This window comes from Microbacterium sp. Root280D1 (genome assembly GCF_001428975.1).
Lineage (GTDB): Bacteria > Actinomycetota > Actinomycetes > Actinomycetales > Microbacteriaceae > Microbacterium.
The window spans coordinates 787339-812028 of sequence record NZ_LMJK01000003.1 but is presented as its reverse complement, the minus strand read 5'-3'; the positions used below and the strand labels follow the sequence as shown (position 1 = coordinate 812028).

29 protein-coding genes are annotated in these 24690 nt (G+C 68.4%); 8 read left to right on the top strand and 21 right to left on the bottom strand.

All coding sequences use genetic code 11. From position 1 onward, the window contains the following. Positions 1-32: 32 nt before the first annotated feature. The 4 genes from ASE34_RS16435 to infC form a co-directional block, all read right to left on the bottom strand. Complete coding sequence (locus ASE34_RS16435) at positions 33-845, bottom strand: TrmH family RNA methyltransferase (RefSeq protein WP_056280340.1); 813 nt, start codon at positions 843-845, stop codon at positions 33-35. A gap of 102 nt (positions 846-947) precedes the next feature. Then, positions 948-1334: a 50S ribosomal protein L20 gene (gene rplT, locus ASE34_RS16430; RefSeq protein WP_045252681.1), complete on the bottom strand. Its 387-nt coding sequence runs from the start codon at positions 1332-1334 to the stop codon at positions 948-950. 32 nt (positions 1335-1366) lie between these two features. Continuing rightward, positions 1367-1561, bottom strand: a complete 195-nt coding sequence (rpmI, locus tag ASE34_RS16425; RefSeq protein ID WP_017828564.1) for a 50S ribosomal protein L35 — start codon at positions 1559-1561, stop codon at positions 1367-1369. Between the two features lie 72 nt (positions 1562-1633). After that, positions 1634-2284 carry a translation initiation factor IF-3 gene (gene infC, locus ASE34_RS16420; RefSeq protein WP_072591506.1) on the bottom strand — a complete coding sequence of 217 codons (651 nt, stop codon included), beginning with the start codon at positions 2282-2284 and terminating at the stop codon, positions 1634-1636. Positions 2285-2515: 231 nt separating this feature from the next. Here infC and ASE34_RS16415 point away from each other — a divergent pair, with 231 nt between their 5' ends. Beyond that, positions 2516-2914, top strand: a complete 399-nt coding sequence (locus ASE34_RS16415; protein ID WP_053096908.1) for a DUF1844 domain-containing protein — start codon at positions 2516-2518, stop codon at positions 2912-2914. A gap of 48 nt (positions 2915-2962) precedes the next feature. On the opposite strand, the gene ASE34_RS16410 is transcribed toward ASE34_RS16415, so the two are convergent. Together ASE34_RS16410 and priA are read right to left on the bottom strand one after the other, a co-directional pair. After that, positions 2963-3790, bottom strand: coding sequence for an SseB family protein (locus ASE34_RS16410; protein ID WP_056280148.1), 828 nt, complete (start codon positions 3788-3790; stop codon positions 2963-2965). Beyond that, positions 3774-4520 carry a bifunctional 1-(5-phosphoribosyl)-5-((5-phosphoribosylamino)methylideneamino)imidazole-4-carboxamide isomerase/phosphoribosylanthranilate isomerase PriA gene (priA, locus tag ASE34_RS16405; protein WP_053096912.1) on the bottom strand — a complete coding sequence of 249 codons (747 nt, stop codon included), beginning with the start codon at positions 4518-4520 and terminating at the stop codon, positions 3774-3776. The genes ASE34_RS16410 and priA overlap by 17 nt, the downstream gene beginning before the upstream one ends. Positions 4521-5186: 666 nt before the next feature. Between priA and ASE34_RS16400 the strand changes: the two genes are divergently transcribed. Next, positions 5187-6194, top strand: coding sequence for a MinD/ParA family protein (locus ASE34_RS16400; protein ID WP_053096914.1), 1008 nt, complete (start codon positions 5187-5189; stop codon positions 6192-6194). Between the two features lie 75 nt (positions 6195-6269). On the opposite strand, the gene hisH is transcribed toward ASE34_RS16400, so the two are convergent. From hisH to ASE34_RS16380, 4 genes are all read right to left on the bottom strand, one after another. Continuing rightward, on the bottom strand, positions 6270-6911 hold the full coding sequence (gene hisH, locus ASE34_RS16395) for an imidazole glycerol phosphate synthase subunit HisH (RefSeq protein WP_056280145.1): 642 nt from the start codon (positions 6909-6911) through the stop codon (positions 6270-6272). Then, complete coding sequence (hisB, locus tag ASE34_RS16390; RefSeq protein WP_053096918.1) at positions 6908-7525, bottom strand: imidazoleglycerol-phosphate dehydratase HisB; 618 nt, start codon at positions 7523-7525, stop codon at positions 6908-6910. The genes hisH and hisB overlap by 4 nt, the downstream gene beginning before the upstream one ends. Next, positions 7522-8616 carry a histidinol-phosphate transaminase gene (locus ASE34_RS16385; protein ID WP_198032320.1) on the bottom strand — a complete coding sequence of 365 codons (1095 nt, stop codon included), beginning with the start codon at positions 8614-8616 and terminating at the stop codon, positions 7522-7524. Before ASE34_RS16385 ends, hisB begins: the two co-directional genes overlap by 4 nt. A gap of 91 nt (positions 8617-8707) precedes the next feature. Next, positions 8708-9070, bottom strand: coding sequence for a LysM peptidoglycan-binding domain-containing protein (locus tag ASE34_RS16380; protein WP_053096921.1), 363 nt, complete (start codon positions 9068-9070; stop codon positions 8708-8710). A 282-nt stretch (positions 9071-9352) separates the two neighbouring features. On the opposite strand from ASE34_RS16380, the gene lexA reads away from it, so the two are divergent. Continuing rightward, positions 9353-10039, top strand: a complete 687-nt coding sequence (lexA, locus tag ASE34_RS16375; protein ID WP_056280140.1) for a transcriptional repressor LexA — start codon at positions 9353-9355, stop codon at positions 10037-10039. A gap of 55 nt (positions 10040-10094) precedes the next feature. Continuing rightward, on the top strand, positions 10095-11960 hold the full coding sequence (locus ASE34_RS16370) for a prolyl oligopeptidase family serine peptidase (RefSeq protein WP_056280138.1): 1866 nt from the start codon (positions 10095-10097) through the stop codon (positions 11958-11960). Here the strand turns inward: ASE34_RS16370 and smpB are convergent, their stop codons facing one another. The 3 genes from smpB to ftsE all read right to left on the bottom strand — a co-directional run bounded on the left by smpB (position 11961) and on the right by ftsE (position 14486). Continuing rightward, on the bottom strand, positions 11961-12437 hold the full coding sequence (gene smpB / locus ASE34_RS16365; protein WP_053096927.1) for an SsrA-binding protein SmpB: 477 nt from the start codon (positions 12435-12437) through the stop codon (positions 11961-11963). It lies immediately after the preceding gene. 85 nt (positions 12438-12522) lie between these two features. Continuing rightward, positions 12523-13437 (bottom strand): permease-like cell division protein FtsX, encoded by a 915-nt coding sequence (ftsX, locus tag ASE34_RS16360; RefSeq protein WP_056280135.1) that lies wholly within the window; start codon positions 13435-13437, stop codon positions 12523-12525. Then, positions 13434-14486, bottom strand: a complete 1053-nt coding sequence (gene ftsE / locus ASE34_RS16355) for a cell division ATP-binding protein FtsE (protein ID WP_053096931.1) — start codon at positions 14484-14486, stop codon at positions 13434-13436. The genes ftsX and ftsE overlap by 4 nt, the downstream gene beginning before the upstream one ends. 139 nt (positions 14487-14625) lie before the next feature. On the opposite strand from ftsE, the gene ASE34_RS18215 reads away from it, so the two are divergent. Both ASE34_RS18215 and ASE34_RS16345 read left to right on the top strand, forming a co-directional pair. Then, complete coding sequence (locus tag ASE34_RS18215; RefSeq protein ID WP_056280132.1) at positions 14626-16053, top strand: DUF2510 domain-containing protein; 1428 nt, start codon at positions 14626-14628, stop codon at positions 16051-16053. Between the two features lie 21 nt (positions 16054-16074). Then, a complete protein-coding gene (locus ASE34_RS16345; protein ID WP_056280128.1) occupies positions 16075-17121 on the top strand; it encodes a DUF2510 domain-containing protein in 1047 nt (348 codons plus the stop codon). Positions 17122-17133: 12 nt separating this feature from the next. Here the strand turns inward: ASE34_RS16345 and prfB are convergent, their stop codons facing one another. Then, on the bottom strand, positions 17134-18243 hold the full coding sequence (gene prfB, locus ASE34_RS16340; RefSeq protein WP_053096937.1) for a peptide chain release factor 2: 1110 nt from the start codon (positions 18241-18243) through the stop codon (positions 17134-17136). Positions 18244-18351: 108 nt separating this feature from the next. Between prfB and ASE34_RS16335 the strand changes: the two genes are divergently transcribed. Then, positions 18352-19584 (top strand): MFS transporter, encoded by a 1233-nt coding sequence (locus ASE34_RS16335; RefSeq protein ID WP_056280127.1) that lies wholly within the window; start codon positions 18352-18354, stop codon positions 19582-19584. Further along, a complete protein-coding gene (locus ASE34_RS16330; RefSeq protein ID WP_056280124.1) occupies positions 19581-20135 on the top strand; it encodes an NUDIX hydrolase in 555 nt (184 codons plus the stop codon). Before ASE34_RS16335 ends, ASE34_RS16330 begins: the two co-directional genes overlap by 4 nt. 50 nt (positions 20136-20185) lie before the next feature. Here the strand turns inward: ASE34_RS16330 and ASE34_RS16325 are convergent, their stop codons facing one another. Genes ASE34_RS16325 through ASE34_RS16295 form a run of 7 tightly spaced genes read right to left on the bottom strand, consistent with a single transcriptional unit; the run spans position 20186 to position 24642 of the window. Continuing rightward, positions 20186-20596, bottom strand: coding sequence for a hypothetical protein (locus ASE34_RS16325; protein WP_056280337.1), 411 nt, complete (start codon positions 20594-20596; stop codon positions 20186-20188). Beyond that, complete coding sequence (locus tag ASE34_RS16320) at positions 20593-21027, bottom strand: TadE family protein (RefSeq protein ID WP_230100306.1); 435 nt, start codon at positions 21025-21027, stop codon at positions 20593-20595. Before ASE34_RS16320 ends, ASE34_RS16325 begins: the two co-directional genes overlap by 4 nt. Further along, positions 21017-21427 carry a TadE/TadG family type IV pilus assembly protein gene (locus ASE34_RS16315; RefSeq protein WP_056280118.1) on the bottom strand — a complete coding sequence of 137 codons (411 nt, stop codon included), beginning with the start codon at positions 21425-21427 and terminating at the stop codon, positions 21017-21019. The genes ASE34_RS16320 and ASE34_RS16315 overlap by 11 nt, the downstream gene beginning before the upstream one ends. 12 nt (positions 21428-21439) lie before the next feature. Further along, the gene (locus ASE34_RS16310) at positions 21440-21652 is read right to left on the bottom strand and encodes a hypothetical protein (protein ID WP_053096947.1); all 213 of its coding nucleotides are present in this window, start codon (positions 21650-21652) and stop codon (positions 21440-21442) included. A 19-nt stretch (positions 21653-21671) separates the two neighbouring features. Then, a complete protein-coding gene (locus ASE34_RS16305) occupies positions 21672-22601 on the bottom strand; it encodes a type II secretion system F family protein (RefSeq protein ID WP_230100329.1) in 930 nt (309 codons plus the stop codon). A 5-nt stretch (positions 22602-22606) separates the two neighbouring features. Then, positions 22607-23464 carry a type II secretion system F family protein gene (locus ASE34_RS16300; RefSeq protein ID WP_056280114.1) on the bottom strand — a complete coding sequence of 286 codons (858 nt, stop codon included), beginning with the start codon at positions 23462-23464 and terminating at the stop codon, positions 22607-22609. After that, positions 23461-24642, bottom strand: a complete 1182-nt coding sequence (locus ASE34_RS16295) for a CpaF family protein (RefSeq protein ID WP_056280112.1) — start codon at positions 24640-24642, stop codon at positions 23461-23463. The genes ASE34_RS16300 and ASE34_RS16295 overlap by 4 nt, the downstream gene beginning before the upstream one ends. Between the last annotated feature and the right edge of the window lie 48 nt (positions 24643-24690).

Below are 24690 nucleotides of genomic sequence, written 5' to 3'. Positions count from 1 at the left end.
AGCAGGACGGGCGGCCGCTCGTCCGCCGGAGATCAGGCCGAGGATGCCGCCCGCTGCGCGAACGCGCTCTCGTACAGGCAGACGCTCGCTGCCGTGGCGAGGTTCAAGGATTCGGCGCGGCCGAAGATCGGCAGCTTCAGCACCTGGTCGGCCTGCGCGAGCGCCTCGTCCTCGAGACCGCGCGCCTCATTGCCGAACAGCCACGCCGTAGGCTCGGCGAGCACTCCGTCCGCCCGCGCATGAAGAAGATCCTCGCCCTTGACGTCCGCGGCCAGAATCCGGAGTCCGGCGGCGTGAGCCTTCTCGACCACATCCGAGAGCTCTGCGCCCACGGACACGGGCAGATGGAACAGCGAACCTGTCGTGGCGCGCACGACCTTCGGGTTGTAGGGGTCGACCGTGCGGCCCGTCAGCACGACGGCGTCGGCTCCCGCCGCATCGGCGGCCCTGATGATCGTGCCGAGGTTTCCCGGGTCCCTGATCTCCTCGCAGATCGCCACCAGACGGGGGGATGCCGCGAAGATGTCCCGCACCGACGTGGGCGCCTGCCGGACGACGGCCACCAGCCCCTGCGGAGTGACCGTGTCGGCCATCGCGTTCAGCACGTACTCCGTGACGTACTCCACGTCGATGCCGGCATCCGATGCCTTCGCGCGGATGTCCGGATGCTTCTCCCAGCCGGTCGGGGTCGCGAACAGCTCCACGATCGCCTGAGGACTGTAGGTCAGCGCCTCGCGAACCGCCTGGGGACCTTCGAGGAGGTAGAGCCCTGTCTCGGCGCGCGCGCTGCGCTTGGTCAGCTTGGCGACGGCACGGACTCGGGGCGAACGGGGGTTCTCCAGCACGTTCACAGTCTAGAGAACGGCAGGACCGTTCCTGCGCAAACGCCGGACGAACGACAGAGGACGCCCTCCCGAAGGAGAGCGTCCTCTGTGGTGAAGAGCTGCTTACGCAGCCGACTTCGGAGCGTTGACGTCGGAAGGCAGAGCCTTCTTCGCCGTCTCGACCAGCGTCGTGAAGGTCGCTGCGTCGTTGACCGCGAGGTCGGCGAGCATGCGACGGTCGACGGTGACACCCGCGAGACCGAGGCCCTGGATGAAGCGGTTGTACGTGATGCCGTTCTGGCGTGCAGCGGCGTTGATGCGCTGGATCCAGAGACGACGGAAGTCGCCCTTGCGCTTGCGACGGTCACGGTACGAGTAGACCAGCGAGTGGATGACCTGCTCTTTGGCCTTGCGGTAGAGGCGCGAACGCTGACCGCGGTAGCCGGAGGCGCGCTCGAGGATGACCCGACGCTTCTTGTGGGCGTTTACCGCCCGCTTGACTCTTGCCATTTTCCTGTGTTCCTATCGTGCGTTCGGGCGCGTCAGCGACCGAGAAGCTTCTTCGCGACCTTGGTGTCAGCCTTCGACAGCACCTGGTCCTGGTTGAGGCGGCGGGTGCGACGGCTCGACTTGTGCTCGAGGTTGTGGCGCATTCCGGCCTGCTGCTTCTTCAGCTTGCCGCTGCCGGTGATCTTGAAGCGCTTCTTAGCACCCGAGTGGGTCTTCTGCTTCGGCATCTTCTCTTCCTTCGTATGGCGCCTTCTCAGGCGACGGTGTCAACCCGCGGTGCGGGAGTCTGGGGGCGGGAGTTACTCCGCTGCGGCCTCGGCCGGCTCGTCGGCGTCGGTCTTGGCTTCGCGGGCGGCCTGCTTGTTCGCTGCGCGCTGGGCGTCGCGAACCGCATTCTGCTCCTGCTTCGCCTCGGACTTGCTCTTGAGCGGAGCCACGATCATGACCATGTTGCGGCCGTCGATGGTCGGGTTCGACTCGACGGTTCCGAGTTCGGCGACATCCTCGGCGAACTTGCGGAGGAGACGGACGCCCTGCTCGGGACGCGACTGCTCGCGACCACGGAACAGGATCATGGCCTTCACCTTGTCGCCGGCCTTGAGGAAGCCCTCGGCGCGCTTGAGCTTCGTCGTGTAGTCGTGCGCCTCGATCTTCAGTCGGAAGCGGACCTCTTTGAGGATGGTGTTCGCCTGGTTGCGGCGAGCTTCCTTCTCCTTCTGGGCGGCTTCGTACTTGAACTTGCCGTAGTCCATGATCTTGACCACGGGCGGCTTCGAGTTGGGCGCGACCTCGACGAGGTCGAGATCTGCTTCCTGCGCAAGGCGCAGCGCCGCCTCGATGCGGACGACGCCGATCTGCTCACCCGCGGGACCGACGAGGCGGACCTCGGGGACGCGGATGCGCTCATTGGTGCGGGGATCGCTGATGCGTAGCTCCTTAGACGATGGGATTCGGCCACCAGGATGCTGTCAGCACCCCGGGCGAAATCAGAATCGTCCCACCCACCGGCATTCAGACGCCGGCTCCGCACCCTGCCTGCCGGACCCCGTCTGACGACGCGATCCGGTGGAGTGCAAGACCCGGTAGCCTGGAACGGCAAGCGCGGGTGGGAAGTGAATCCTCTTTCGTACCGGAGCATGACGCTCCGGAGCCCGACAAAGTCTAACAGAAGGCAAGGCGAAGTGACGAACCAGGCATCGGATGAGGCTGCACGCGAGCGCGAAGAGCGCTGGGCACGGCAGGAGGAGGCGGCGTCCTCCGCCACGCGGGACATCGCCGATGTGCCGGCGGTCGAGGTCATCACGACCGCAGCCGTCCACCTCATGAGTGCCGCGGCGGTCAAGCTCGGCCTCGCCGACGACCCGCACGCGGCGGAGCAGCTCGACCTCGATGAGGCGCGCAAGCTCATCAACGCCCTCGCCGGGCTGATCACCGCCGGCGCACCGGAGATCAGCGACATGCACGCGCGGTCCCTCCGAGACGGGCTGCGCTCGCTGCAGCTCGCGTTCCGCGAGGCGTCGACCATTCCCGACCCGATCGGCAAGGGTCCGGGCGAGAAGTGGACAGGCCCGGTCAACTAGGGACTGCCGGCCGCTGCGGCTGACCGGTCGGTGGCAGCACCGAGCCGGTCAGGCCGAGCGACGCAGCTTCACGGTGAGAGAGTCGGCGAGCACCGCGATACGATCATCCGCCGCCCACCGCTGCGCCAGGCGCGCGAGCACGGCGTCGAGCAACTCGCGCTCGAGCCCGTCGACCAGCTCGAGGATGACGATCAGTTCTGGTCCGCGCAGACGGGCGTCCGGGTCTCCGGCCGCGACGGCGACGTCGATCACGGCGAGTTCATGCGCGACACTCTCCTGCAGAGCAGTCAAGACCTCGGGCGAGAGGAAACTCGGCTCCCACCGATGACCCTGCGCGACTGCCCACACCGCGGGACGACGGAGGACGAACTCGGTGTCGGACGTCGGGTCGAGAACGATCAGATCCGTCTCCTCCGCCGACGCTGCGAGAGCGGCGCGCACGGCTTCCACCGGGATCGGACGGGCCGTCGCGTCCCAGCGCTGCATCGCCTCGACCGACGAGAACACCGGCTGCACGCGACGGCCGTCGGGAGCCGCGACCGTCACGATCGAGAGCTCCTGAGTCTTGTCGACAGCGAGACCGCTCGGCGCCACGCCCTCCTCGCCCTTCTCGGCGATGAGCGGGATCAGGACCCGCGCCGAACGGAACGCGTCGACGACCTCGGTCTGAGCACCGTCGCCCGCCCGAAAACGCAGCAGCGCGTCGAGCAGAACCGGGTCGGCCGATCCGTCGTCGGCGGCATGAGGGTTCGACTGGAAGCTGCGGCCTTCCCAGGGCACACCGGCCGAGTCGCCCCGATCGCTGGACGGGTGCTCGTGCGACCCATGACGGTCGTGGGGACCGTGGTCCCCGGCGTCGTCAGTCCCCTGCGACATCCAGCGCCTCAGCCAGCGTGAACGCGCCGGCGTAGAGTGCCTTGCCGACGATGGCGCCTTCGACGCCCAGCGGCACCAGTTCGCGGAGCGCCACGATGTCATCGAGGTTCGAGATGCCTCCGGATGCCACGACGGGCTTCGGGGTGCGGGCTGTGACCTCGCGCAACAGCTCGAGGTTCGGCCCCTTGAGGGTCCCGTCCTTGGTGACGTCGGTCACGACGTAACGGCTGCAGCCGGCATCCTCGAGGCGCTCGAGCACCTCCCAGAGGTCGCCGCCCTCCTTCGTCCACCCGCGAGCGGCCAGCGTCGTACCGCGGACGTCGAGCCCGACAGCGATCGCTTCGCCGTAACGGCTGATCACGTCGGCGGCCCACTCGGGGTTCTCCAGCGCGGCCGTGCCGAGGTTGATGCGGGTCGCACCGCTCTCGAGAGCCGCCTCGAGCGTCGCGTCGTCACGGATGCCGCCGGACAGCTCGACGTTGACGTTCTTGAACTGCTTGATGACCTTGCGGAGGATCGGCGCGTTGCTGCCGCGTCCGAAAGCGGCATCGAGGTCGACGAGATGGATCCACTTCGCCCCCTGTGCGACCCACTCCCCCGCGGCGTCGAGCGGGTCGCCGTAGCTGGTCTCGGTGCCGGCCTCACCCTGAGTGAGGCGGACGGCCTTGCCCCCGGCGACATCGACGGCGGGAAGCAGGGTGAGAGCGGGAGACTGCGCGAAGTCGTTCATGACGTCCTCAGGTGAGATGGAGAGACCGATTCGTCGGCACGAGAATCGACACTAGCCCGCGTATCGGCCCGCTCCAAAACGATGACAGCAGAGAACCTCCCGTGCCACGCGGTAGCCTCGATGACGCCCCTGTTTCGGTGTGTGAGGAGATGTTCCATGGTGCGCGATGCGGAAGCGCGAGGAGGCGGACCCCTGCGACGCGGGAATGCGCTGCCTCCCGAGACTCCGGATGAGCGCGCTCAGATGCCGGCTGGACCCGACGCGGAGCCCACAGCCCCGCACCCCCGACCGGCACCCCAGCCCGCCCCCGCGCCGGGGACACGAGCCGCAGCGGCATGGGCAGCAGCCTCCGCCGCAACTCCTCCTTCCGATGATGCGCGACCGGCCACGCCCGCTGTACCGATCTCCGCACCGCCTTCGGTCCCCGCTGCGCCACCCGCCGCCCCTGCAGTACCGCCCGCGCCCTCAGCCGCATCACCCGCAGCCCCTGCGGTACCGACGACGCCGGCACCTTCCGGTGCGCCCGCTGCGACCGGATCGCTTTCGACCGCGTGGTCGGAACAGCAGAGCTCTTCGACTCAGGACAGCACCGCGCGGCCCGCCGTTCCGGCGGCCACGGCGCCGCGCCCCCAGTCTTCCGACGTACCGCCTGCTCCGCCGCTGCCCGTGCCCGCCTCGGCCCCGTCCGCGCCCAACGCCGCCGCTGCAGAGTCGGCGTCCTCGGCATCCTCGCGTCGTCAGCAGCGCGAGCAGGGCGTGGGGCGTCGCTCGTTCCTTCAGGAGGAGCGCCGTGAGGAGCCAGCGCGTCAGGGCGGACGCGGGCTGCTCAACCGCGTCGGGTTCACCCTCGGCCCGAGCGCTCGCGAACGCGCCGTCCGCGACGACGAGCACGCGGTGAGCCGCCATTGGCCGGGCCCCCGCACCGTCGCTGTCGTCAACGGGAAGGGCGGGGCGGGAAAGACACCGGCCACCGTGCTGCTGTCGGCGGTCTTCGCGCAGTACGGCGGCGCCGGGGTTCTCGCGTGGGACAACAACCAGACCCGCGGCACCCTCGGCTGGCGCACCGAGACGGGGGCGCACGATCGCACACTGCTCGAACTGCTTCCGCAGACCCAGCGCCTGCTGGGAGCCCAGGGACAGTCAGCCGACCTCGCGCACTTCGTGCATCACCAGCCGCAGGAGAAGTACGACGTCCTGCGGTCGAAGCCCGTCCGACTGGCCCACGAGAATCGGCTCCGGCCCAGTGACGTCGACTCCATCCACGCGATCGCGGCCAAGTTCTACCGTCTGATCATCATCGACTCCGGCAACGACGAGTCCGATCCGATGTGGCTGCGGATGATCGACCTCGCCGACCAGATCGTCGTGGCGACGACGACACGTGACGACCATGCCGAGGCCGGGGCTCTGCTGCTCGAGGCACTCGAAGACCGCGACGAGCGATCCGCACGGTTGGCTCGGGAGTCAGTGGTCGTCGTCAGTCAGGCGGACCCGAAGGCATCCCCCGCCGAAGTCGCAGACGTCATCGCCGGATATCAGCCGCTCGCGCGCGAAGTCGTCGGCATCCCCTTCGATCGGGAGATGGTCGACGGTCACCTCCGTCTTCGTGCACTTGCGGCGCCGACGCAGCGGTCGTGGCTCTCTGCCGCGGCCGCCGTCGCCCGAGGCTTCTGAGCCGTTCGGCAGAGGACCCGACGGACCGGTCGTCCGAGGTTCGGATCGACGGCGGCTCAGCGGGCTGCCGACGCGTCAGGACCGAAGGCTGTCGACCCAGTTGCGGAGCAGCTGGATTCCGGCCTCTCCGGACTTCTCGGGATGGAACTGCGTCGCGGAGAGCGGCCCGTTCTCGACCGCGGCGAGGAACGGATCGCCGTACGTCGACCACGTGAGCACCGGCTGAGGGAACGGCGGGATGACATCGAGCTCCCACGACTGCGCGGCATAGGAGTGCACGAAGTAGAAGCGTTCGTTCTCGATGCCCTTGAACAGCACCGATTCGGCGCCCGGCTCGACCGTGTTCCACCCCATGTGCGGCAGCACCGGCGCGTTGAGCTCCGTGACCGCTCCCGGCCATTCGCCGAGACCCTCGGAATCGTGCCCGCGCTCGACACCGTGCGCGAACAGAACCTGCATGCCGACGCAGATGCCGAGCACCGGGCGCCCGCCTGCGAGCCGGCGATCGATGATCTCGTCACCGCCGTGCGCGTAGAGCGCATCGCGGACGGCCTGGAACGCGCCGACTCCGGGCACCACGAGACCGTCGGCCTCGAGCGCCTCCGTGCGGTCGCGCGTCAGCACCGCATCAGCACCGGCGGCGATGAGCGCCTTGACAGCCGAGTGGACGTTGCCGGATTCGTAGTCGAAGACGGCGACCCGGGGAGCCCTGCTCACAGTGCGCCCTTCGTCGACGGGATGCCGTCGACCAGGGGGTCGAGGGCCTTGGCCTGGCGGAACGCCCGAGCGAATGCCTTGTACTCGGCTTCGGCGATGTGGTGGGGGTCGCGGCCCCCGAGAACGCGTACGTGCACCGTGAGTCCCGCGTTGAAGGTGATGGCCTCGAACGTGTGGCGCACGAGCGAACCGGTGAAGTGGCCGCCGATGAGGTGGTGCTCGAAACCGGCAGGCTCCCCCGTGTGAACGAGATAGGGACGCCCCGAGATGTCCACGACAGCCTGCGCGAGCGCTTCGTCGAGCGGCACGAGAGCGTCGCCGTATCGCGAGATGCCGGACTTGTCGCCCAGCGCCTCGCGGATGGCCTGACCGAGAACGATCGAGATGTCCTCCACGGTGTGGTGTGCGTCGATCTGCGTGTCCCCCGAGGCGCGCACCGTGAGGTCCGTGAGCGAGTGCTTCGCGAAAGCCGTCAGCATGTGATCGAAGAACGGCACCGACGTGTCGATACGGCTCGCACCGGTGCCGTCGAGGTTCAGCTCGAGCTCGACGGTGGACTCCGACGTGCTGCGCACACGCGTGGCGGTGCGCGGGGTCTGGGCGGGGCTGCTCATGAAGCCGATCCTATCGAGGCGAGGGCATCGAGGAATGCCGTGGTCTCCGCCTCGGTGCCCGCGGTGACGCGGAGGTGCCCGGGTATCCCGACGTCGCGGATGAGAACACCCTGCTCGTAGAGCTGCTGCCAGACCTTCTGGGGCTCTGCGACACCCCCGAACAGGACGAAGTTCGACCAGGACTCATGCGGGGTGTACCCCAGCGCCTCGAGCGTCGCGGAGATGCGATCCCGCTGCTCGACGATCTCCTCGACCATGCCGAGCATCACGTCGGAGTTGCGCAGAGCGGCGACGGCTGCGGCCTGCGTGAGAGCGCTGAGGTGGTACGGCAGGCGCACGAGCCGCAGAGCGTCGATGAAGGCAGGATCCGCGGCGAGGTACCCCACGCGGGCACCCGCGAAGGCGAAGGCCTTGCTCATCGTGCGGGAGACGGCGAGCCGCGGTCGTCCCTCGAGAAGGGTCAGAGCCGATGCCGCGTCGTGCGGCGCGAACTCCTGGTACGCCTCGTCGACGACGACGATTCCGTTCGACGCCTCGTACACGGCTTCGACGACGTCGAGGCCCAGCGGCGTGCCTGTCGGATTGTTCGGAGAGCACAGCAGGATGACGTCAGGATCGACATCTCGCACCTGCGATGCCGCCTCTTCGGGGGTGATCGTGTAGTCGGGCTGCCTGGTGCCGGCGACCCAGCGCGCTCCGGTGCCCTTCGAGATCAGCGGATACATCGAGTAGGTCGGGGCGAAGCTGAACGCCGTGCGGCCCGGCCCGCCGAACGCCTGCAGAATGTGCTGAAGGACCTCGTTCGACCCGTTGCCCGCCCAGATCTGAGCCGGTTCGAGACCATGACCGAGGTACTCCGCGAACCCTTCCCGGAGCGTGGTGAACTCGCGATCCGGGTAGCGGTTGACATCGCGGAGCGCGACCGCGATGTCGTCCAGGATGTCACTGGCGACCGCGTCGGGAACCGGATGCGTGTTCTCGTTGACGTTGAGTGCGATCGGAAGAGGCGCTTGCGGCGCTCCATAGGGCGTGAGCCCTCGGAGGTCGTCGCGAAGAGGGAGGTCGGCGAGTGATGCAGTCACCCTTCCCATGGTAGGCCGCCTTCGCTACACAGACGCCCGTGGTGACGGAGTGTGAACGCGCATCCGCGCCGCACCGCTCGATCGAACGGCCCTCACGGGTTCATTCCGAATACTGCGCCGGAATCGCCAGCTCCTGGCCGATCTGCAGCTCGCCGCCGCGCAGCAGGTTCAGACGCGTGATGTCGCCGATCACGTCGCGCGGATCCGCGCCGGGGGCCACGCTCTCGGCGATCGACCACAGCGTGTCGCCGGGCATCACCGTCACCGTCGCGAACGATGCCGTGGCGGTCTGTTCGCCTGAGGCCATCGCACTGCCGCCGCTGAGTGCGGCGAATGCGATCCCGGCTGCGAGCGGCACGGCCGCGACAGCGAGAACGACACGTCGACCGCGCGCCGTCAGCTTGAGCCGCGTCGCCGGACGAGCCGGAAGGACTGCTGCACTGCTGAAGGTGATGGTGCTCATGTCGTGCTCCTCTGCATCTACCGCGTGGGCGGTGAAGTTGGCGTAGCGTTCGCATTCGCGCCTCGGCCGGGAGCCGTGAATGCGAAGCTACGTTCCGAAGTTATCTTCGAATTCGAACATCTGTCAAGCGTTCTTCGAAACAGAAGTCCGGGAATCGGCCGACACGCTCGAACAGATCTTCCACTTCGGCGCGATTCTCGGATACGGTTTCGATGTCAACACCCCACCACGGGCCTCCGACATTCGAACTGAGACGCCGGAATCGCACACCTGAGGAGCACCATGAGCGACATCTCCGCCCCCGACGCCGACGTCCCGCGCACCCGTCGCCGCAAGAGCCTGAGTCCCAAGCAGATGGCGATCCTCGAGGTCATCCAGACGTCGATCAGCCGTCACGGGTACCCGCCGAGCATGAGAGAGATCGGCGACGCCGTGGGCCTCAAGTCGCTGTCCAGCGTGACCCACCAGCTCGGCCAGCTCGAGCTGAGCGGATATCTGCGACGCGACCCCGGCAAGACCCGTGCCATGGAAGTGCTCATCGACCTCCCCGGCACCAGCGGAGAGAATCCCGCCGATGTGGCGACCCCCGTGGGCGATGCGGCGCTCGTGCCGCTCGTCGGCCGCATCGCCGCAGGTGTCCCGATCACCGCCGACCAGCAGGTCGAGGAGATCTTCCCGCTCCCCCGGCAGCTCGTCGGCAAGGGCGACCTGTTCATGCTCAAGGTGTCCGGCGAATCGATGATCGATGCGGCGATCTGCGACGGCGACTGGGTCGTGGTGCGGTCGCAGAGCAGCGCCGAGAACGGCGAGATCGTCGCCGCCATGCTCGACGGCGAGGCGACGGTGAAGGTTCTCCGTCGACGCGACGGCCACACCTGGCTGCTGCCTCGCAACTCCGCATTCGAGCCGATCCTCGGCGACGAGTCCGTCATCCTCGGCAAGATCGTCGCCGTGCTGCGCGCGGTCTGACTCCCCTCCCACCCTGCCGGTGACGGCGGGCGTCGACGCACCATAGGCTCGAACCATGTCGTCGCCGTTCGGTACCTGGACCTCTCCGTTCACCCCCGACCGGATCGCCGCGTCGTCTCCGCGGATCGATGGCAGCGCCTTCGTGGCTGACGAGATCTGGTGGGGTGAGTCGATCCCTGCCGAGGGCGGTCGCCTGACCGTGCGAAGTTCGACGGGTGCCGAGATCCTTCCCGCGCCATGGAGTGCTCGGTCTCGCGTGCACGAGTACGGCGGCGGGGCGTGGACCGCGGATGCCGACGGCACGCTGTACTTCGTCGATGCCAAGGATCAGCGCGTGCACCGCATGCCCCGCGGCGGTGTCCCCGTTCCTCTGACACCCCCGGGCCCGGCGCACGGCGGTCTGCGTCTGCAGAGCGGCCGCCTGTTCGCCGTGCGGGAGGATCTGTCCGTCTCCCCTCACCGACGCGCCATCGTCGAGATCCCGACCGACGGGTCGGCATCCGACCGGCCTGCGCTGTTGAAGACCCTCGTCGAAGGCGAGTCGTTCTACGCTCATCCGGCACTGTCTCCCGACGGTTCTCGTGCCGCGTGGGTCGAGTGGTCCGGCGATCGGATGCCGTGGCAGCGAGCGTCGTTGGTGATCTCGGACGGCACCGCGCGCACAGAGCTGTCCACTCGCGCCGCGCTGCAGCCCGAGTGGACGGCTGACGACGAGATCGTGTACTCCGACGATCCCTCGGGCCGCTGGGCTCTGCACCGACAGCGTGTCAGCGGAGCCCAGGCGGTCGGCACGGCGGAGCAGATCACCGACGACGACGCCGACACGGGATACGGCCTCTGGGTGCTCGGCAATCGCTGGTACCGCCCGCTCGCCGACGGTCGCGTCGTGGCTGTGCGCACGAACGGTCGCGACCGGGTCGTCGTCATCGACCCCGACGGCAGCGCCCACCGCATTCCCCTCCCCGCAGACGGCCACGTGAGTGTCGACGATGTCGCGGGCTCCCGCGCGCTGCTCTCCGGAAACAGCTCGACGACAGAACCCGGGGTCTGGTGCGTCGACGTCGACACGGGTCGCGTCGAGGCCGTCGCGGGAGCTGCGCCGACCGATCCTGCGTGGATGCCGCCCGCATCCGAGGTCCTGGTCGACGGCTCGCACGGGCCCGTCCATGCCTTCGCGTACCCGCCGACGAATCCCTCGGCCCACGCTCCGGCCGCGGATGACGAGCTCCCGCCCTACATCGTGCTCGTCCACGGCGGCCCGACCGCGCATGTGACCGGCGCGGCGTCCGCCGCCGTCGCGTTCTGGACGAGCCGCGGCATCGGCGTGCTCGACGTCAATTACGGCGGATCGACGGGCTACGGCCGTGCGTACCGCGAACGGCTGGACGGCGGATGGGGCGTGGTCGACGTCGACGACGTGATCGCAGCGGCCCGCGGCCTCGCCGATGCCGGGCTCGCGGATCCCGCCCGCATCGCGATCAGAGGCGGCTCGGCGGGCGGTTGGACAGTGCTCTCGTCGCTGGTGCGGGGAGGGACGTTCGCCGCGGGGATCAGCCGATACGGAGTGGTCGACCTGCAGATGCTGAGCGCGCACTCCCACGACTTCGAGGCGCACTACATCGAGGGGCTGGTGGGTCCGCTGCCCGAGGCGGAGGCACTCTACGTCGCGCGTTCGCCCCTGACACACGCCGACCGGATCGACGTGCCGGTGCTGCTGATGCAGGGTGCGGACGACCGTGTCGTGCCACCGGCACAGTCCGAGGCGATCCGCGATGCGCTGGCGACGAGTGGTGTGGAGCACGAGTACGTGCTGTACCCGGGTGAGGGCCATGGCTTCCGGTCGAGCGAGACGATCATCGACGCCCTCGAGAGGGAGCTCGCTTTCCTCGGACGCGTGTTCGGATTCACGCCCGCGCGCTGATCACTCCCCCACGCGGTTGCGCAGGCGCATCGCGCGCTCGGCTTCGCGGGTGTCCTGACGCTCGCGGAGGGTCTGGCGCTTGTCGAACTCGCGCTTTCCCTTGGCGAGAGCGATCTCGACCTTGGCGCGACCGTCGGAGAAGTACAGCTTCAGCGGGATCAGCGTGTAGCCGCCGGCGGAGACCGCGTGCTGCAGCTTCGCGATCTCCTCACGGTGCAGCAGCAGCTTGCGGACGCGCTTCGCCGAATGGTTGGTCCAGTGGCCCTGCGAGTACTCCGGGATGTGCACCGAGTCGAGAAAGACCTCGTTCCCCTTGACGAACGCATATCCGTCGCTCAGGTTCGCGCGCCCCTGGCGCAGTGACTTCACCTCGGTGCCGGTGAGCACCATCCCCGCCTCGTACGACTTCTCGATGTTGTAGTCGTGACGTGCGCGACGATTGGTCGCGACGACCTTCTCCCCGCGTTCCCTGGGCATGATTCTCTCCTGATCCGCGTCGCGCAATGGTTCCGGTGCCCGTCACGGGCGCACGACAGCCTGTCAGTCTATACCGCCGCGCGGGTCAGGTGCGAAGCCAGCGACGGATCGCGAAACCCGCCGACAGCGCGGCGAGCACGACGCCGATGCCGATCAGCACCGGGACGACGACGGCAGCGTCCTGCATCGACACCCAGGTCGTGATGAACGGCACGCGTCCTCGGAGGTAGCCGTCGACGCCGAAGTGGACGCCGGCGACGACGGCCGCGCTTGCGAGGGCCGAGCCGAGGAAGGCAGCGAAGACGCCCTCCAGGACGAACGGCGTCTGGATGAAGCGGTTGGACGCCCCCACCAGGCGCATGATCCCGATCTCCTTGCGTCTGGCGTACGCGGAGAGCCTGATGGTCGTGCCGATCAAGAGGATGGCGGCGATCAGCATGAGCGCTGCGATACCGACCGCGATGTAGGTCGCGACCGTCAAGGCGGAGAACAGGGGTTCGAGGTACTGGAGCTGATCCTGGACCTGCTCCACCCCCGCGACACCGTTGAACGCCTCGGAGATGACCTGCGACTGGCCGGGATCCTTCATGGTGACGAAGAAGACCTCGAACGCCTGCTCGGGCGAGATCACGCTCGCCTGGTCCTCGCCGAGCTGATCGACGAGCTTGGCGTACGTGTCTTCCTTGGAATCGAAGCTGACCTCGCTGATGAGAGGAGCGAGCGCCTCGCCGTCGAGCTGTGCTCGCACGGCGTCGACCTGCTCCTCCGAGGCGCCGCCGTCGACGCAGGTGTCCTGCTCCGAGATGTCGGAGCACATGTAGACGGCGACCTGCGCCCGCTCGGTCCAATAGCCGCGCATCGTGCCGATCTGCGCCTGCATCAGGATCGCGGCGCCGACGAAGGTCAGCGAGACGAATGTCACGAGCACGACGGAGATGACCATCGAGATGTTGCGACGAAGCCCTCCGAGGGCCTCCGCGAGGATGAGTCCGATTCTCACGACGTCGGCCCCACTTCTTCCGTGCCGTCGTCGGACAGACCGAGTCGATCGGCCACCCCGAGCTCGGCGACGTCGACCTGCGGCAGCACGATGGGATGCGTCCGCGCCGCGAGGGCGACCGCCGGCTGCTCGTCTATCACCGGCGGCTCGATCGGCGCCGCCTGAGCCTCGGGAGTCTCGGATGCGGTCGGGACGGCGTCTGCGGACGCCGATTCCGCCTTGCGCTGCGCGCTGAGCTCCTCAGCGAGCGCGGCGCGGACCAGCGAGAGGTCGGCGGTCTGGCGCTGCACCTCCTGCACAGCAGTGAGTGCAGCGGCCGCGGCGGCACCGCGCACCTCCTCGGGAACCAGACGCGGGATGTTCGACGTGTCTCCGTAGCCGCCGTGCACCTCGTCTCGCACCATCTCGCCATCGCGAAGTTCGATGACCCGACGCTGCATCTGGTCGACGAAGCCCGCCTCGTGTGTCGCCATCAGCACGGTGGTGCCTCCGGCATTGATCCTGGCGAGGAGCTGCATGATGTCGACCGACGTCGCCGGGTCGAGGTTTCCGGTCGGCTCGTCCGCGAGCAGGACCTGGGGGCGATTCACGAGCGCCCGTGCGATCGCGACGCGCTGCTGCTCGCCGCCGGAGAGCTCGTGCGGCATCCGCTTCTGCTTCCCGTCGAGTCCGACCAGCGCGAGCGCCTCGGGCACGGCCTGCTGGATGAAGCCGCGCGACGAGCCCGTCACCTGCAGAGTGAAGGCGACGTTCTGGTAGACGGTCTTCGACGGCAGCAGTCGGAAGTCCTGGAACACGGATCCGATGTGGCGGCGGAAGTACGGCACCTTCCGGTTCGCAAGCGAACGCAGATCGCGGCCGAGCACGGCGACTCGACCCGTCGTCGGCACGTCCTCGCGGAGGATGAGTCGCAGACAGGACGACTTGCCCGACCCCGACGCGCCGACGAGGAAGACGAACTCCCCGCGCTGCACTTCGAAGTCGACATCGGACAGAGCGGGCCGCGAGGTCCCGCGATAGCGTTTCGTGACGTTCTCGAACCGAATCATGGCGGTTCGAGCCTAAGCGCGCACCCTCGTCTGCCTGCGAGCGACACCCCGCTCGACCCCCCTGCGTGTCGCACTCCACTGCTATACATGGAGGTGCCGATCCGTGCCGTCAGCATGGACGATACTCCGAGGGGGAACCATGACGACGCCTGCAGGCTGGTATGACGACGGATCCGGGCGTCAGCGGTGGTGGGACGGCACCCAGTGGACCGAGCACTTCGCCCCCATCGTGGAATCCGCCCCGTCTGCAGCAGGCGAGTCGGCCGGCGGTCTGACCGGCGAAGCGACCACGGACCGGGGTTCCGAGTCGGCTGACGTATCGGGCCACTCCTCGTCCGACGCGATTCCCGATTCGGCAGCAGCCGCGGAGACGGCCGCTGCGATCGAGTCGGTCGCCGCGGTCGAGAGCCAGTCGTGGAACACGCCCGCACCCTCCGACTCCCGCGCCGACGCGGAGACTCCGGCCGAGCCGTCCGCCCACCAGGACGCGGGCGCCGCGCCCTCATACGGCGCGCCCGTGACCGATGCCCTTGTCGACGAGGCCGGCACCACGCATGAGCAGGGTTCCACCTCTCCGGAGTCCCCGACGCCGACCGACGACATCGTGCCCCCGTATGCGAACACCGCGGGTCCCTCCGAAGGTGGTGCACCCTCCTACCCGGGCACCGCAGCCCCCTCGTATCCCCAGGAGTACCCGGTCGCGCCCGCATACCCGGGTTCGGCGGCACCCTCACCCTCGTACCCCGGCGCCGCCGCGTACGCTCCCGCCGGACAGCAGTATGGTGCGCCCGCCGGATACCCGCCCGCATACGGCGCCACGACCCCGGTGGCTCCGGCCCGCCCGTCGGTCCTCGGGCTCGTCGGGCTCGGACTCGCGGCGCTCGGAACGATCCTGTCGTGCATCCCGGTGATCTTCTGGCTCGGATGGCTACTGCTCGGCGTGGGCTTCATCGTCTCGCTCATCTCGCTCTTCCTCAAGGGCAGGAAGTGGCCCGGCATCTCCGGACTCATCCTCTCGATCATCGGCGCGATCATCGCGGTCGTCATGTTCTTCGTCATCGTCTTCGCGACGGTGTCCGAGGCCGTGCGCGATCTGCCGTCCGCGCCGCCGTCGAGCGATTCCGACACCGGAATCGACGACGGCACGACCGACGACGGCACGGGGTCCGCGCAGGTCGAAGAGGGCACGATCGGCGACACCGTCGCACTCACCTTCCTGGGCGGGAGCGGCGAGATCACTGTCACCGAGGCGCGCTGGGCGACCAGCGACGGCTCGAGCGTCCCCTCGACCAACGGCGGTTACGTGACCCTCGAGACGACGTGGACCGGTGTCGAGGGCACGACGGCCGCGAACCCGCTGTTCACCTCTCTGGAGACGGCAGAGGGAGTCGAGGGTCAGGTCGACTTCTTCGTGACGGGCGCACCGAACGAGCTCCTCGACCCGGGGCAGACGGTCAGCGGCCCGATCACCTTCGACATCGCCCAGAGCGAGTCCTACGTCTTCGTCGTCACTGACGAGGCCGGACGCGACATCGCGCGCATCGACGTCGCTCCGTCGGCCGGCTGAGACCCGAGCGGAACGGCGATCATGACGGTCCCGGCAGGGTGGTACGACGACGGAGCGGGCCGACAGCGCTGGTGGGACGGCGCAGTCTGGACTGAGCACACCGTGACCACCGAGACGTCGTCCGTGGCGAACACGCCACAGGGGCACGGCCAGCATGCCACGGAGGAGCCCACGGTCGCCGCATCGGCGGACCCGATCTTCGAACCGCCCTATGCCTGGCAGTCGTCGAATCCCTCCCCCGGGGCCTCCGCAGAAGTGCCGCAGTACGGGCGCGCGTCGATGCCCGCGACCTCGGCAGGCGTCGTCGCCTCCCACGATGCGACGGCAGGGTTCGGGTCGTACGGCCCTGTGCCCCCGAAGGCGAACACGAAGGTCTCTGTGCTCGGCATCATCGGTCTCGGCATGGCCGCGCTCGGCGTGGTCCTCTCGTGCATCCCGCCGATCTCGATGGCTGGTGGGGTTCTGCTCGGGATCGGATTCGTGCTCTCGCTGATCTCCCTGTTCCTCCGGGGTGCGAAGTGGCCGGGAGCGGTGGGCATCGCGGTGGCCGTGCTGGGTGGTGTCGTCGCGATCGCCATGATGCTGCTGACCCTGGGCGCCTCGGGGCTGTCGTCGATCGTGCCGACGTCCACCTCGACCCCTCAGGCGACCCAGAGCACAGAACCCGACGACACCGCCGAAGGCTCTCCCGGCAGCGCGGGAACCGAGACCGTGACGGTCAACGAACTCGAGGTCGGTCACTGCATTCCGCTCATCGAATGGGAGGAAGAGGTGTACGAGCTTCCGATCGTTCCGTGTGACGCGCCGCACACCGACGAGGTCTATTTCATCTTCGATGTGCCAGAGGGCGAATTCCCCGGGGACGACGAACTGCAGACCATCGCCGCCGAGAAGTGCGACGTCGCTTTCGAGGAGTTCGTCGGCATCCCCTATGCCGATTCGGAGCTCGACAACTATTGGTTCGTACCGACTGAGTCGTCATGGAAGCGGATGAACGACCGCGCAGTCCAGTGCATCGTGATCAGCTACGACGAGATCACGGGCACCCTCGAAGGCGCCGACCGCTGAGACGAGCGTCGCTCAGTCCTCGTCTTTGCGCTTGCGCCAGCGGATGCCGGCCGAGATGAACCCGTCGAGATCGCCGTCGAACACGGCAGCCGGGTTGCCCGACTCGTGTCCGGTGCGGAGGTCCTTCACGAGCTGCTGACCGTAGAGGAAGTACGAGCGCATCTGGTCGCCCCAGCTCGCCGTGATGTTTCCGGCGAGCTCCTTCTTCTTCGCGGCTTCCTCCTCCTTCTGCAGCAGCAGGAGTCGGGTCTGAAGCACGCGCATCGCGGCAGCACGGTTCTGGATCTGCGACTTCTCGTTCTGCATCGAGACGACGATGCCGGTCGGGAGGTGAGTCAGGCGCACGGCGGAGTCGGTGGTGTTGACGGACTGCCCGCCGGGACCCGACGAGCGGAAGACGTCGACTCGGATGTCGTTCTCGGGGATGTCGACCTCGGTCGCCTCCTCCATGAGAGGGATGACCTCGACAGCGGCGAAGGACGTCTGCCGCTTGTCCGCCGAGCCGAACGGGCTGATGCGGGCGAGGCGATGCGTCCCTGCCTCGACCGACACCGTTCCGAATGCGTAGGGAGCGTCGATCTCGAACGTCGCCGACTTGATGCCGGCACCCTCGGCGTACGAGGTGTCGAGAACCTTGACGGGATACTTGTGGCGCTCGGCCCAGCGCAGGTACATGCGCATGAGCATCTCGGCGAAGTCGGTGGCGTCGTCGCCGCCTGCACCCGAGCGGATGGTGATGATGGCGGAGCGCTCGTCGTACTCGCCGTCCATCAGCGTCTGCACCTCGAGCTGATTGATGATCTCGGTGAGCGCGTTGAGCTCGGCGCGCGCTTCGACGGCGGAGTCCTCATCGCCCATCTCGTTCGCCAGGTCGACGAGAACCTCGAGATCGTCGAGCCGACGACCGATGCCCTCGACTCTGGCGAGCGCCGACTGGCGGTGGCTCAGAGCACTGGTCACCTTCTGGGCGCGTTCGGGGTCGTCCCAGAGGTCCGGCACGCCGGCTTCCTCGCTGAGGCGCGCGATGTCGGAGCGGAGGGTCTCGACATCGATGACCTCGCGGATGTCACCGTAGGTGAGTCGCAGGGCCTGGATGTCGGCGGAGAGATCGAGTTCGAGCATGTCGCGTCCAGCCTAACGTGCCGCCCCTGCGGGCGGGGACGGCGTTCGAACGGGAGTAGCGTGAATCGGGTGAGCAGCGCATCCACGGTCCTCAGGCGATTCGGACCGATGGTGTACCTCCCGACCGTGCTGTTCTCGCTCGGTGAAGGCGCGGTGATCCCTCTGATCCCGGTGATCGCTGCGCGGATGGGCGCCGACGTCGCCTTCGCCGCCCTGGTGGCATCCGCCCTCGTCGTGGGTCAGCTGTGCGGCAACCTTCCTGCGGGCTGGGCCGTCGCGCGCATCGGCGAGCGCTTCACGATGGTGATCGCGGGTGCGATAGCGATCCTCGCCGGCGTCGGAATGGTGTTCGCCCCCTCGCTGGGCGTGCTGGCCGCCTCCGTGTTCCTCCTGGGGTTCTGCGCGGCCGCCTTCGGCCTGGCGCGTCATGCGTTCATGACGACGAGGGTTCCCCTCGCGTTCCGTGCTCGCGCGCTCTCGCTGCTCGGTGGCAGCTTCCGCCTCGGAATCTTCATCGGGCCGTTCGTCGCCGCTGGGCTCCTGCAGCTGTTCGGTTCGGAATCAGCCGCGATCTGGTTCTTCCTGGGCTGTCTCGTCGTGATGGTGCTGCTCGTGCTGCTGGGCCCCGATCCCGAGAAGACGATCGCCCCGACGACCCCTGTGCGCACCGCCGCACTCGCGGATGATTCCGGCGAACCGGTCACGGGCTCGATTCCGACGACCGCGCGCGCGGGCATCTTCCGCACGATGTGGCAACAGCGCAGCGTGCTCGGACGACTGGGACTCGCCGCCGCGTCGCTGTCCGCGGTGCGATCGGCACGTCAGGTCGTGCTTCCCCTGTGGGGACTCTCACTCGGACTCGACGCCTCGACCATCGCCCTCGTCGTCGGAATCTCGGGAGCGATCGACTTCGCCCTGTTCTACGCCAGCGGCCAGGTGATGGACAGGTTCGGGCGTCTGTGGGCGGCTATGCCGGCGATGGTGCTGATGGGCGCGGGGTTCCTCGCCCTGTCCTTCACGCACGACCTGGAAGCCGCGGTCCTGTGGTTCGGCATGTTCGCCGCCGTGCTCGGGGTGGGCAACGGGCTCTCGAGCGGCATTCTGCTCACACTCGGCGCCGACGTCGCGCCGAAGGAGGAGCCCGCCGCGTTCCTCGGCTCGTGGCGCACGCTGACGGATGCCGGCGGAGCGGCCGCTCCGCTGCTGGTGTCGGCGATCGTCGCGATCGCGTCACTGCCGATCGCCGCAGCGGCGATGGGTGCGATCGGCCTGATCGGCGCGGGTGGATTCATCCGCTGGATCCCGCGTTTCGTTCCGCGCAGCACACAGGAGGAGTCATGACCGCTGCCCTCCGCGCAGACGTGCGCCGCCTGGTCGTCGCGGCTCCGTCGTCGACGGATCACGATCGCGATGCCGCGGCCTACTTCGCGACGTTCTTCGCCGACGATCATGGGCCGGTCTCCCGCGACGACGGTCCCGATCACGCGACCGCTTCGGCGCTCGTGTTCGACCGCTCACTCACTCGCACGCTGCTCGTCTTCCACGCCAAGGGGCAGTTCTGGGTGCAGCCAGGCGGACATCTCGAACCCGACGACACCTCTGTGGCGGATGCCGCTCTGCGCGAGCTGCGGGAGGAGACCGGTGTGGACGTCTCCGCCAGCGCGGAACCGCTCGTGTACGACCTCGATCATCACGCGCTGTCCTCGGCGTTCGGTCGGTGCGCATCCCATCTCGACATCGGGATCGGCGTCGTCATCAGCGACGATGCCGACCTGATCGTGAGCGACGAGTCGGAGGACGTGCGCTGGTGGGCGATCGACGCGCTGCCGTCGCAGGTGCCGCAGGGCTTCGCCGGGCGGGTGCGACGACTGCGCGATCGTCTGGTGAGCTGACGTCGCATCCGGCGGAGGTCGCCCTCGTGCAGGTCGACCCGAGCGAACGATCACCCCAGAGCGGTGCGACTCATCCCCGTCGCCTCGAGGCGCACCCCGTCCGTCACGAACAGTGACACGAGCGGCGGATGCCACAGGGTCGAGACGGTCACGCGTGCTGAGTGCCCGTCGGGGCTCGACGCTGAATCGAGGTCCACGGGTGACGGCAGCGCGGCGAGCAGTGCGTCGACCTGCTCTCTGACCCCCTGATCGGTGAGGTCCGCCCGTGCCGTCGTTCCGTCCACAGCCAGGGTGAAGCCGTCCGCTCCGGCGAGCGCTGCGGCGTCAGCGATCGCATCCAGCCGCTTCTGCGAGATGTAGAGGTCGGTCGCGCAGACGCTCACGAAGATGAGTGCGAGCGCCAGCAGGGCATAGCCGAGCGTCAGCAGCAGCACGCTTCCGTCGTCACCCGCCCCTCTCATCCCGTGCCCCACAGGCGAGAGACCTTCTGGACCGCCGACCCCTCGACTCGGATCGCGGCCGCCGAGTCCGATCCGAAGACCGCCGGCATCAGTGGCAGGGACACCGACGCCGTGACCGTGACGGTCACGACCGCGCCGGCCGACGGACACTCCGTCCCGACGGGCACGCACGCCACAGACACCTCGGTCGATTCCTCATCGATGCCGTACTGATCGGTGACGTCGGCGAGCACGAGCTCACTCCGCACTGCTGCAGTGGCGGCATCCGGTGCGAGCACGATCGTGCGCGCGACGTGGCGCGCGGCCGCCCCGACTCCCAGTGTCTGCTCCTGAATCGCGCCCAGCGCGATGATCAGGTAGACCAACGGCACAAGCAGGATGACGCCCACCGTGATGAATTCGAGTGCCGCCGAACCCTCGTCATCGATCATCGAAGGACTCTTCCGGCGCATGCGCCTGCACCTCCAACGCGAAGGGCACCCCGAGCAGCCCGATCACGGGGAGCGTCGTTCGGACGCGCACCTCGATCGTCGCGCGATCCAGTGCCGTCGATCGAACGGCCGTCACATCGTGGGCGTACTCGGCCCCGACCGCGAGGGTGATCGCCGCGCGGGCGCGCTCCACGCCCTGTTCCATGGGCGTGTCTGCCAGGGCCGCGTAGTAGGCCCCTTCGACCGCCGCGTCGTGCACGACATTGCGCACGTAGACGGCGAGCGCGAGCTGCATGACAGCGAGAGTGAGAAGGGTGAGGAGCGTGCCCACGAGCACGAACTCCACGGGACTCGATCCGCGTTCATCGCCGAGAAGGCGCCGCGGTGGATCGACAGTCATCAGGGAGACCTGTCAGAGACCGGAGACGCGTTGGATGGCCTGCTCGAACAGTGCGCTGAGCGCCGGGCCGGCGACCGCCCAGATGAGCACCACGAGACCGGCGGTCATCAGTGTGACGAGCACCCATCCGGGTACGTCCCCCGATTCGTCGCCGACGAGATCGTCCATGAGATCGGGGGTGAGCGAGGCAACCCTGGTGGTGCCCAGTGGTCGAGAGGTGTTCATGTCGTCCTTTCGTGGTCGCTCAGCCGATGCCGAGTCGCAGGATGAAGAGACCGGGGTAGATGGCGAAGAGCACGGACAGCGGGAGGATCAGGAAGACGAGCGGGAGGAGCATCAGGATCTCCTTCCGACCGGCCTGTTCGATGAGGACCCGCTTGGCGTCCTCGCGAGCGTCCCCCGCCTGCGCATGCAGGACGGCCGAGAGCGGCGCGCCATGCTCGAGCGCGGCGGTCACCTGGTCGATCGCACGGGAGAGCCCCGGAAGCTGCAGTCGCGCGGCCATCTCCGTGAGCGCGTCGGCGAGCGGCGACCCCGTGCCGACAGCGATCACCACGCGGCGGAACTCATCGGTCAGTTCGCCGGAGCCGACCGCGGCCACCCGACGCAGCGAGTCCAGGAAGCCTTCACCCGCCGACAGGCACAGCGCGAGGAACTCGAGAGTGGTCGGCAGCTCGTCGGTCAACCGGGCGCGACGCGAAGCGACGCGAGCCGTGAGCCGCATGTCGTATGCGAACCCCGCTGCGGCTCCGAGGATCCCGGGCAGCAGGGCGATCGGCGGGCTCATCCGGCCCGTGATGGCGAACACGATGACAGCGATCGAGCCGATGACGATGCCGACGAGCACCCAGCCGAGCTGACGCCCGCGGAAGGCCCCCTGCTCCAGAGGAATCCCCGCCTGCTCGATCCTCCGATGCAGAGCGTCGCCGCCGCCCACAAGGCGTTCGAACAGCACACGTGACCGAAGCCAGAATGCGCGGTCACCCGCGGAGAGCACGCCGACTCGCGGGAGCGCGTTTCCGGGCAGGTCTTCATCGGCGACCGCATCGCGCACATAGGGCGCGATGCGCAGAGCCAGCGGCGCTGCCGACCACCGTGGAAGCGACGCGAGTATGCAGAGCAACCCCATGCCGAGTGTTCCGCCGCCGAGCACGGCGACAGCGATCGCGGACATCGGGTTCACCCGAACCACCGCCCCGGCTCGGGGAGCCGACCGATACGGATCATCAAGCGATAGGCGATCACCGACACGGCAGCTCCCGCGCAGATCACCAGCATCCCTTCACCGGTGCCGTAGGCGGCCGCGCCCTCGGGGCGCAGCACCAGCAGGCCGAGGATCACCCACGGCGCGACGGCACCGAGCACGGCAGCGCCTCGGATCCATGACTGTCTGGCTTCGACCTCGCCGCGCAGCACGGCGTCCGCGCGCACCGACGACGACAGCGCGCGGAGGACGCCTGTGAGCTCGGTGCCGCCGACCTGTCGCGCCATGCGGAGCGTCTCGATGATCCGATCGGCGATGGGATCAGCCAACGCCACCTTCAGCCGGTCGAGGCTCGTCTCGAAGCGGCCGGTGGCGCGCAGGTCTCTGGCGAACACGGCGAAGGCCGGCCGCATCATCGTCGGCGATGACTCGGCCAGACTCGCGACGGCGTCCGGCAGTGACAGTCCGACACGGATGGATGCGATCAGCAGGTCACAGACGTCGGGCCAGAGCTGGCGACGAAGTCTGCGCAGCCGGAGGCGTCGGGAACGCACGAAGACGATCGGCACGACGGCCGCGGTCGCGCCTGCCAAGCCCGCGAGGACCGGGATGGCTGTGAAGAGCCAGACAGAGGAAGCCGCGGCGAGCGCGACCGTCAGCATCACCAGCAGGAGCGTGCGCGGGCTGACAGATGCCATGCCGCCCTCTTCGAGAAGGCGAGTCAGACGGCCGCGGTGCCGGACCCTTCCTCCATCTTGAGGCGGAGGCCAGAGCCACGGCGATGCGCACAGCAGCAGACCGGCCGCGAGCATCGCACCGAGCAGGACCGTCACAGAGTGCCTCCGCGACGCCACGCCGTCTGTTCAGTGGACGCCTCGTCGCCGCGGATGTACACGGTTCGCGTGATGATCCGGCCGTCGACCATGGCGCCCGTCGGCGCGATGACCTCGTGCACCCGTCGCACTCCGGTGTCGTCACGCACGCAGTGCACCACGAGATCGACCGCGCCGGCGAGGGCCGGCACGATGAACGATCGATCGATGTTCCGTCCCGCGAGGAGCGGCAGAAGCGTGAGCTTGTCGAGCGCCTCGGCCGCGGAGTTCGCGTGCACGGTCGCAGCACCCGGCACCCCCGTGTTGAGTGCGAGGACGAGGTCGAGCGCCTCCGCATCTCTGACTTCGCCGACGACGAGGCGATCGGGTCGCATCCTCAGCGCCTCCTTCACGAGCCTGCGCAGCGTGATCTCCCCCGTTCCCTCCAGACTCGCCTGACGCCCCTGCAAGGACACGACATCCGGTCCCTGCACCGCGAGCTCGAAGGTCTCCTCGACGGTGATGATCCGCTGACGGTCGGCGCACGAGTCGAGCAGCGCACCGAGGAAGGTGGTCTTGCCTGCGTGGGTGGCACCGGACACGACGACACTCCTGCCCGCGCGCATCGCGTCACGAAGCATCGCGGCCAGGTCCGGAGTCAGCGCCCCGTGGTCGACGAGCGCCTCGAGGCTTCGATACCGGGGCAGGAACTTGCGGATGTTGACGGACCACGATCCGCGGACGACGTCCGCGATCGCGACATGCAGTCGCGCGCCATCAGGAAGAGACGCATCCACGAACGGCTGACTGATGTCGACACGGCGCCCTGTCGACTGCAGCATCCGCTCGATGAGATCGCGCAACGACGATTCCGTGAGACGCATCTCGATCCGCTCGGCGACCCCTCCGCGTGCGACGTGGATGCTCTCGGGGCCGTTGAGCCAGATCTCCTCGATCTCAGGGTCGTCGAGGAGCGACTGCAACGGACCGAAGCCGCTGACCGCCGCGAGCACGTCACTCACGCATGCAGCTTCGTCGTCGATCACCGCCGCGCCCCGCGCCAGCGCCAGATCGTTGAACTTGCGCACCTCGGCGAGCGTGACCGAGCGCGCTGCCGAGGAGTCGAACGTCGGGTCCGTTCCTTCGGCGCGGAGCCGCTGACGAACGCGCTCGGCGACGAGGACGGAGGGCTGGATCACCCGAGCATCCTCGCAAGGATCGGGTGACACGCGCCGGAGTTATCCACA

Excerpts from the sequence above, each read along its gene's own strand:
- ASE34_RS16380 (WP_053096921.1), bottom strand. The coding sequence starts at position 9,070 with ATGAGCACCATCACCTTCAGCAGTGCAGCAGTCCTTCCGGCTCGTCCG.
- ASE34_RS16315 (WP_056280118.1), bottom strand. The coding sequence starts at position 21,427 with ATGACTGTCGATCCACCGCGGCGCCTTCTCGGCGATGAACGCGGATCG.
- ASE34_RS16410 (WP_056280148.1), bottom strand. The coding sequence starts at position 3,790 with ATGTCGCAGGGGACTGACGACGCCGGGGACCACGGTCCCCACGACCGT.
- lexA (WP_056280140.1), top strand. The coding sequence starts at position 9,353 with ATGAGCGACATCTCCGCCCCCGACGCCGACGTCCCGCGCACCCGTCGC.
- rpmI (WP_017828564.1), bottom strand. The coding sequence starts at position 1,561 with ATGCCGAAGCAGAAGACCCACTCGGGTGCTAAGAAGCGCTTCAAGATC.
- hisB (WP_053096918.1), bottom strand. The coding sequence starts at position 7,525 with ATGAGCAGCCCCGCCCAGACCCCGCGCACCGCCACGCGTGTGCGCAGC.
- ASE34_RS16385 (WP_198032320.1), bottom strand. The coding sequence starts at position 8,616 with ATGGGAAGGGTGACTGCATCACTCGCCGACCTCCCTCTTCGCGACGAC.
- ASE34_RS16305 (WP_230100329.1), bottom strand. The coding sequence starts at position 22,601 with ATGTCCGCGATCGCTGTCGCCGTGCTCGGCGGCGGAACACTCGGCATG.
- ASE34_RS16320 (WP_230100306.1), bottom strand. The coding sequence starts at position 21,027 with ATGATCGATGACGAGGGTTCGGCGGCACTCGAATTCATCACGGTGGGC.
- priA (WP_053096912.1), bottom strand. The coding sequence starts at position 4,520 with ATGAACGACTTCGCGCAGTCTCCCGCTCTCACCCTGCTTCCCGCCGTC.
- smpB (WP_053096927.1), bottom strand. The coding sequence starts at position 12,437 with ATGCCCAGGGAACGCGGGGAGAAGGTCGTCGCGACCAATCGTCGCGCA.
- rplT (WP_045252681.1), bottom strand. The coding sequence starts at position 1,334 with ATGGCAAGAGTCAAGCGGGCGGTAAACGCCCACAAGAAGCGTCGGGTC.
- ASE34_RS16330 (WP_056280124.1), top strand. The coding sequence starts at position 19,581 with ATGACCGCTGCCCTCCGCGCAGACGTGCGCCGCCTGGTCGTCGCGGCT.
- ASE34_RS16335 (WP_056280127.1), top strand. The coding sequence starts at position 18,352 with ATGGTGTACCTCCCGACCGTGCTGTTCTCGCTCGGTGAAGGCGCGGTG.
- ASE34_RS18215 (WP_056280132.1), top strand. The coding sequence starts at position 14,626 with ATGACGACGCCTGCAGGCTGGTATGACGACGGATCCGGGCGTCAGCGG.
- ASE34_RS16310 (WP_053096947.1), bottom strand. The coding sequence starts at position 21,652 with ATGAACACCTCTCGACCACTGGGCACCACCAGGGTTGCCTCGCTCACC.
- prfB (WP_053096937.1), bottom strand. The coding sequence starts at position 18,243 with ATGCTCGAACTCGATCTCTCCGCCGACATCCAGGCCCTGCGACTCACC.
- ftsE (WP_053096931.1), bottom strand. The coding sequence starts at position 14,486 with ATGATTCGGTTCGAGAACGTCACGAAACGCTATCGCGGGACCTCGCGG.
- ASE34_RS16370 (WP_056280138.1), top strand. The coding sequence starts at position 10,095 with ATGTCGTCGCCGTTCGGTACCTGGACCTCTCCGTTCACCCCCGACCGG.
- ASE34_RS16345 (WP_056280128.1), top strand. The coding sequence starts at position 16,075 with ATGACGGTCCCGGCAGGGTGGTACGACGACGGAGCGGGCCGACAGCGC.
- ASE34_RS16325 (WP_056280337.1), bottom strand. The coding sequence starts at position 20,596 with ATGAGAGGGGCGGGTGACGACGGAAGCGTGCTGCTGCTGACGCTCGGC.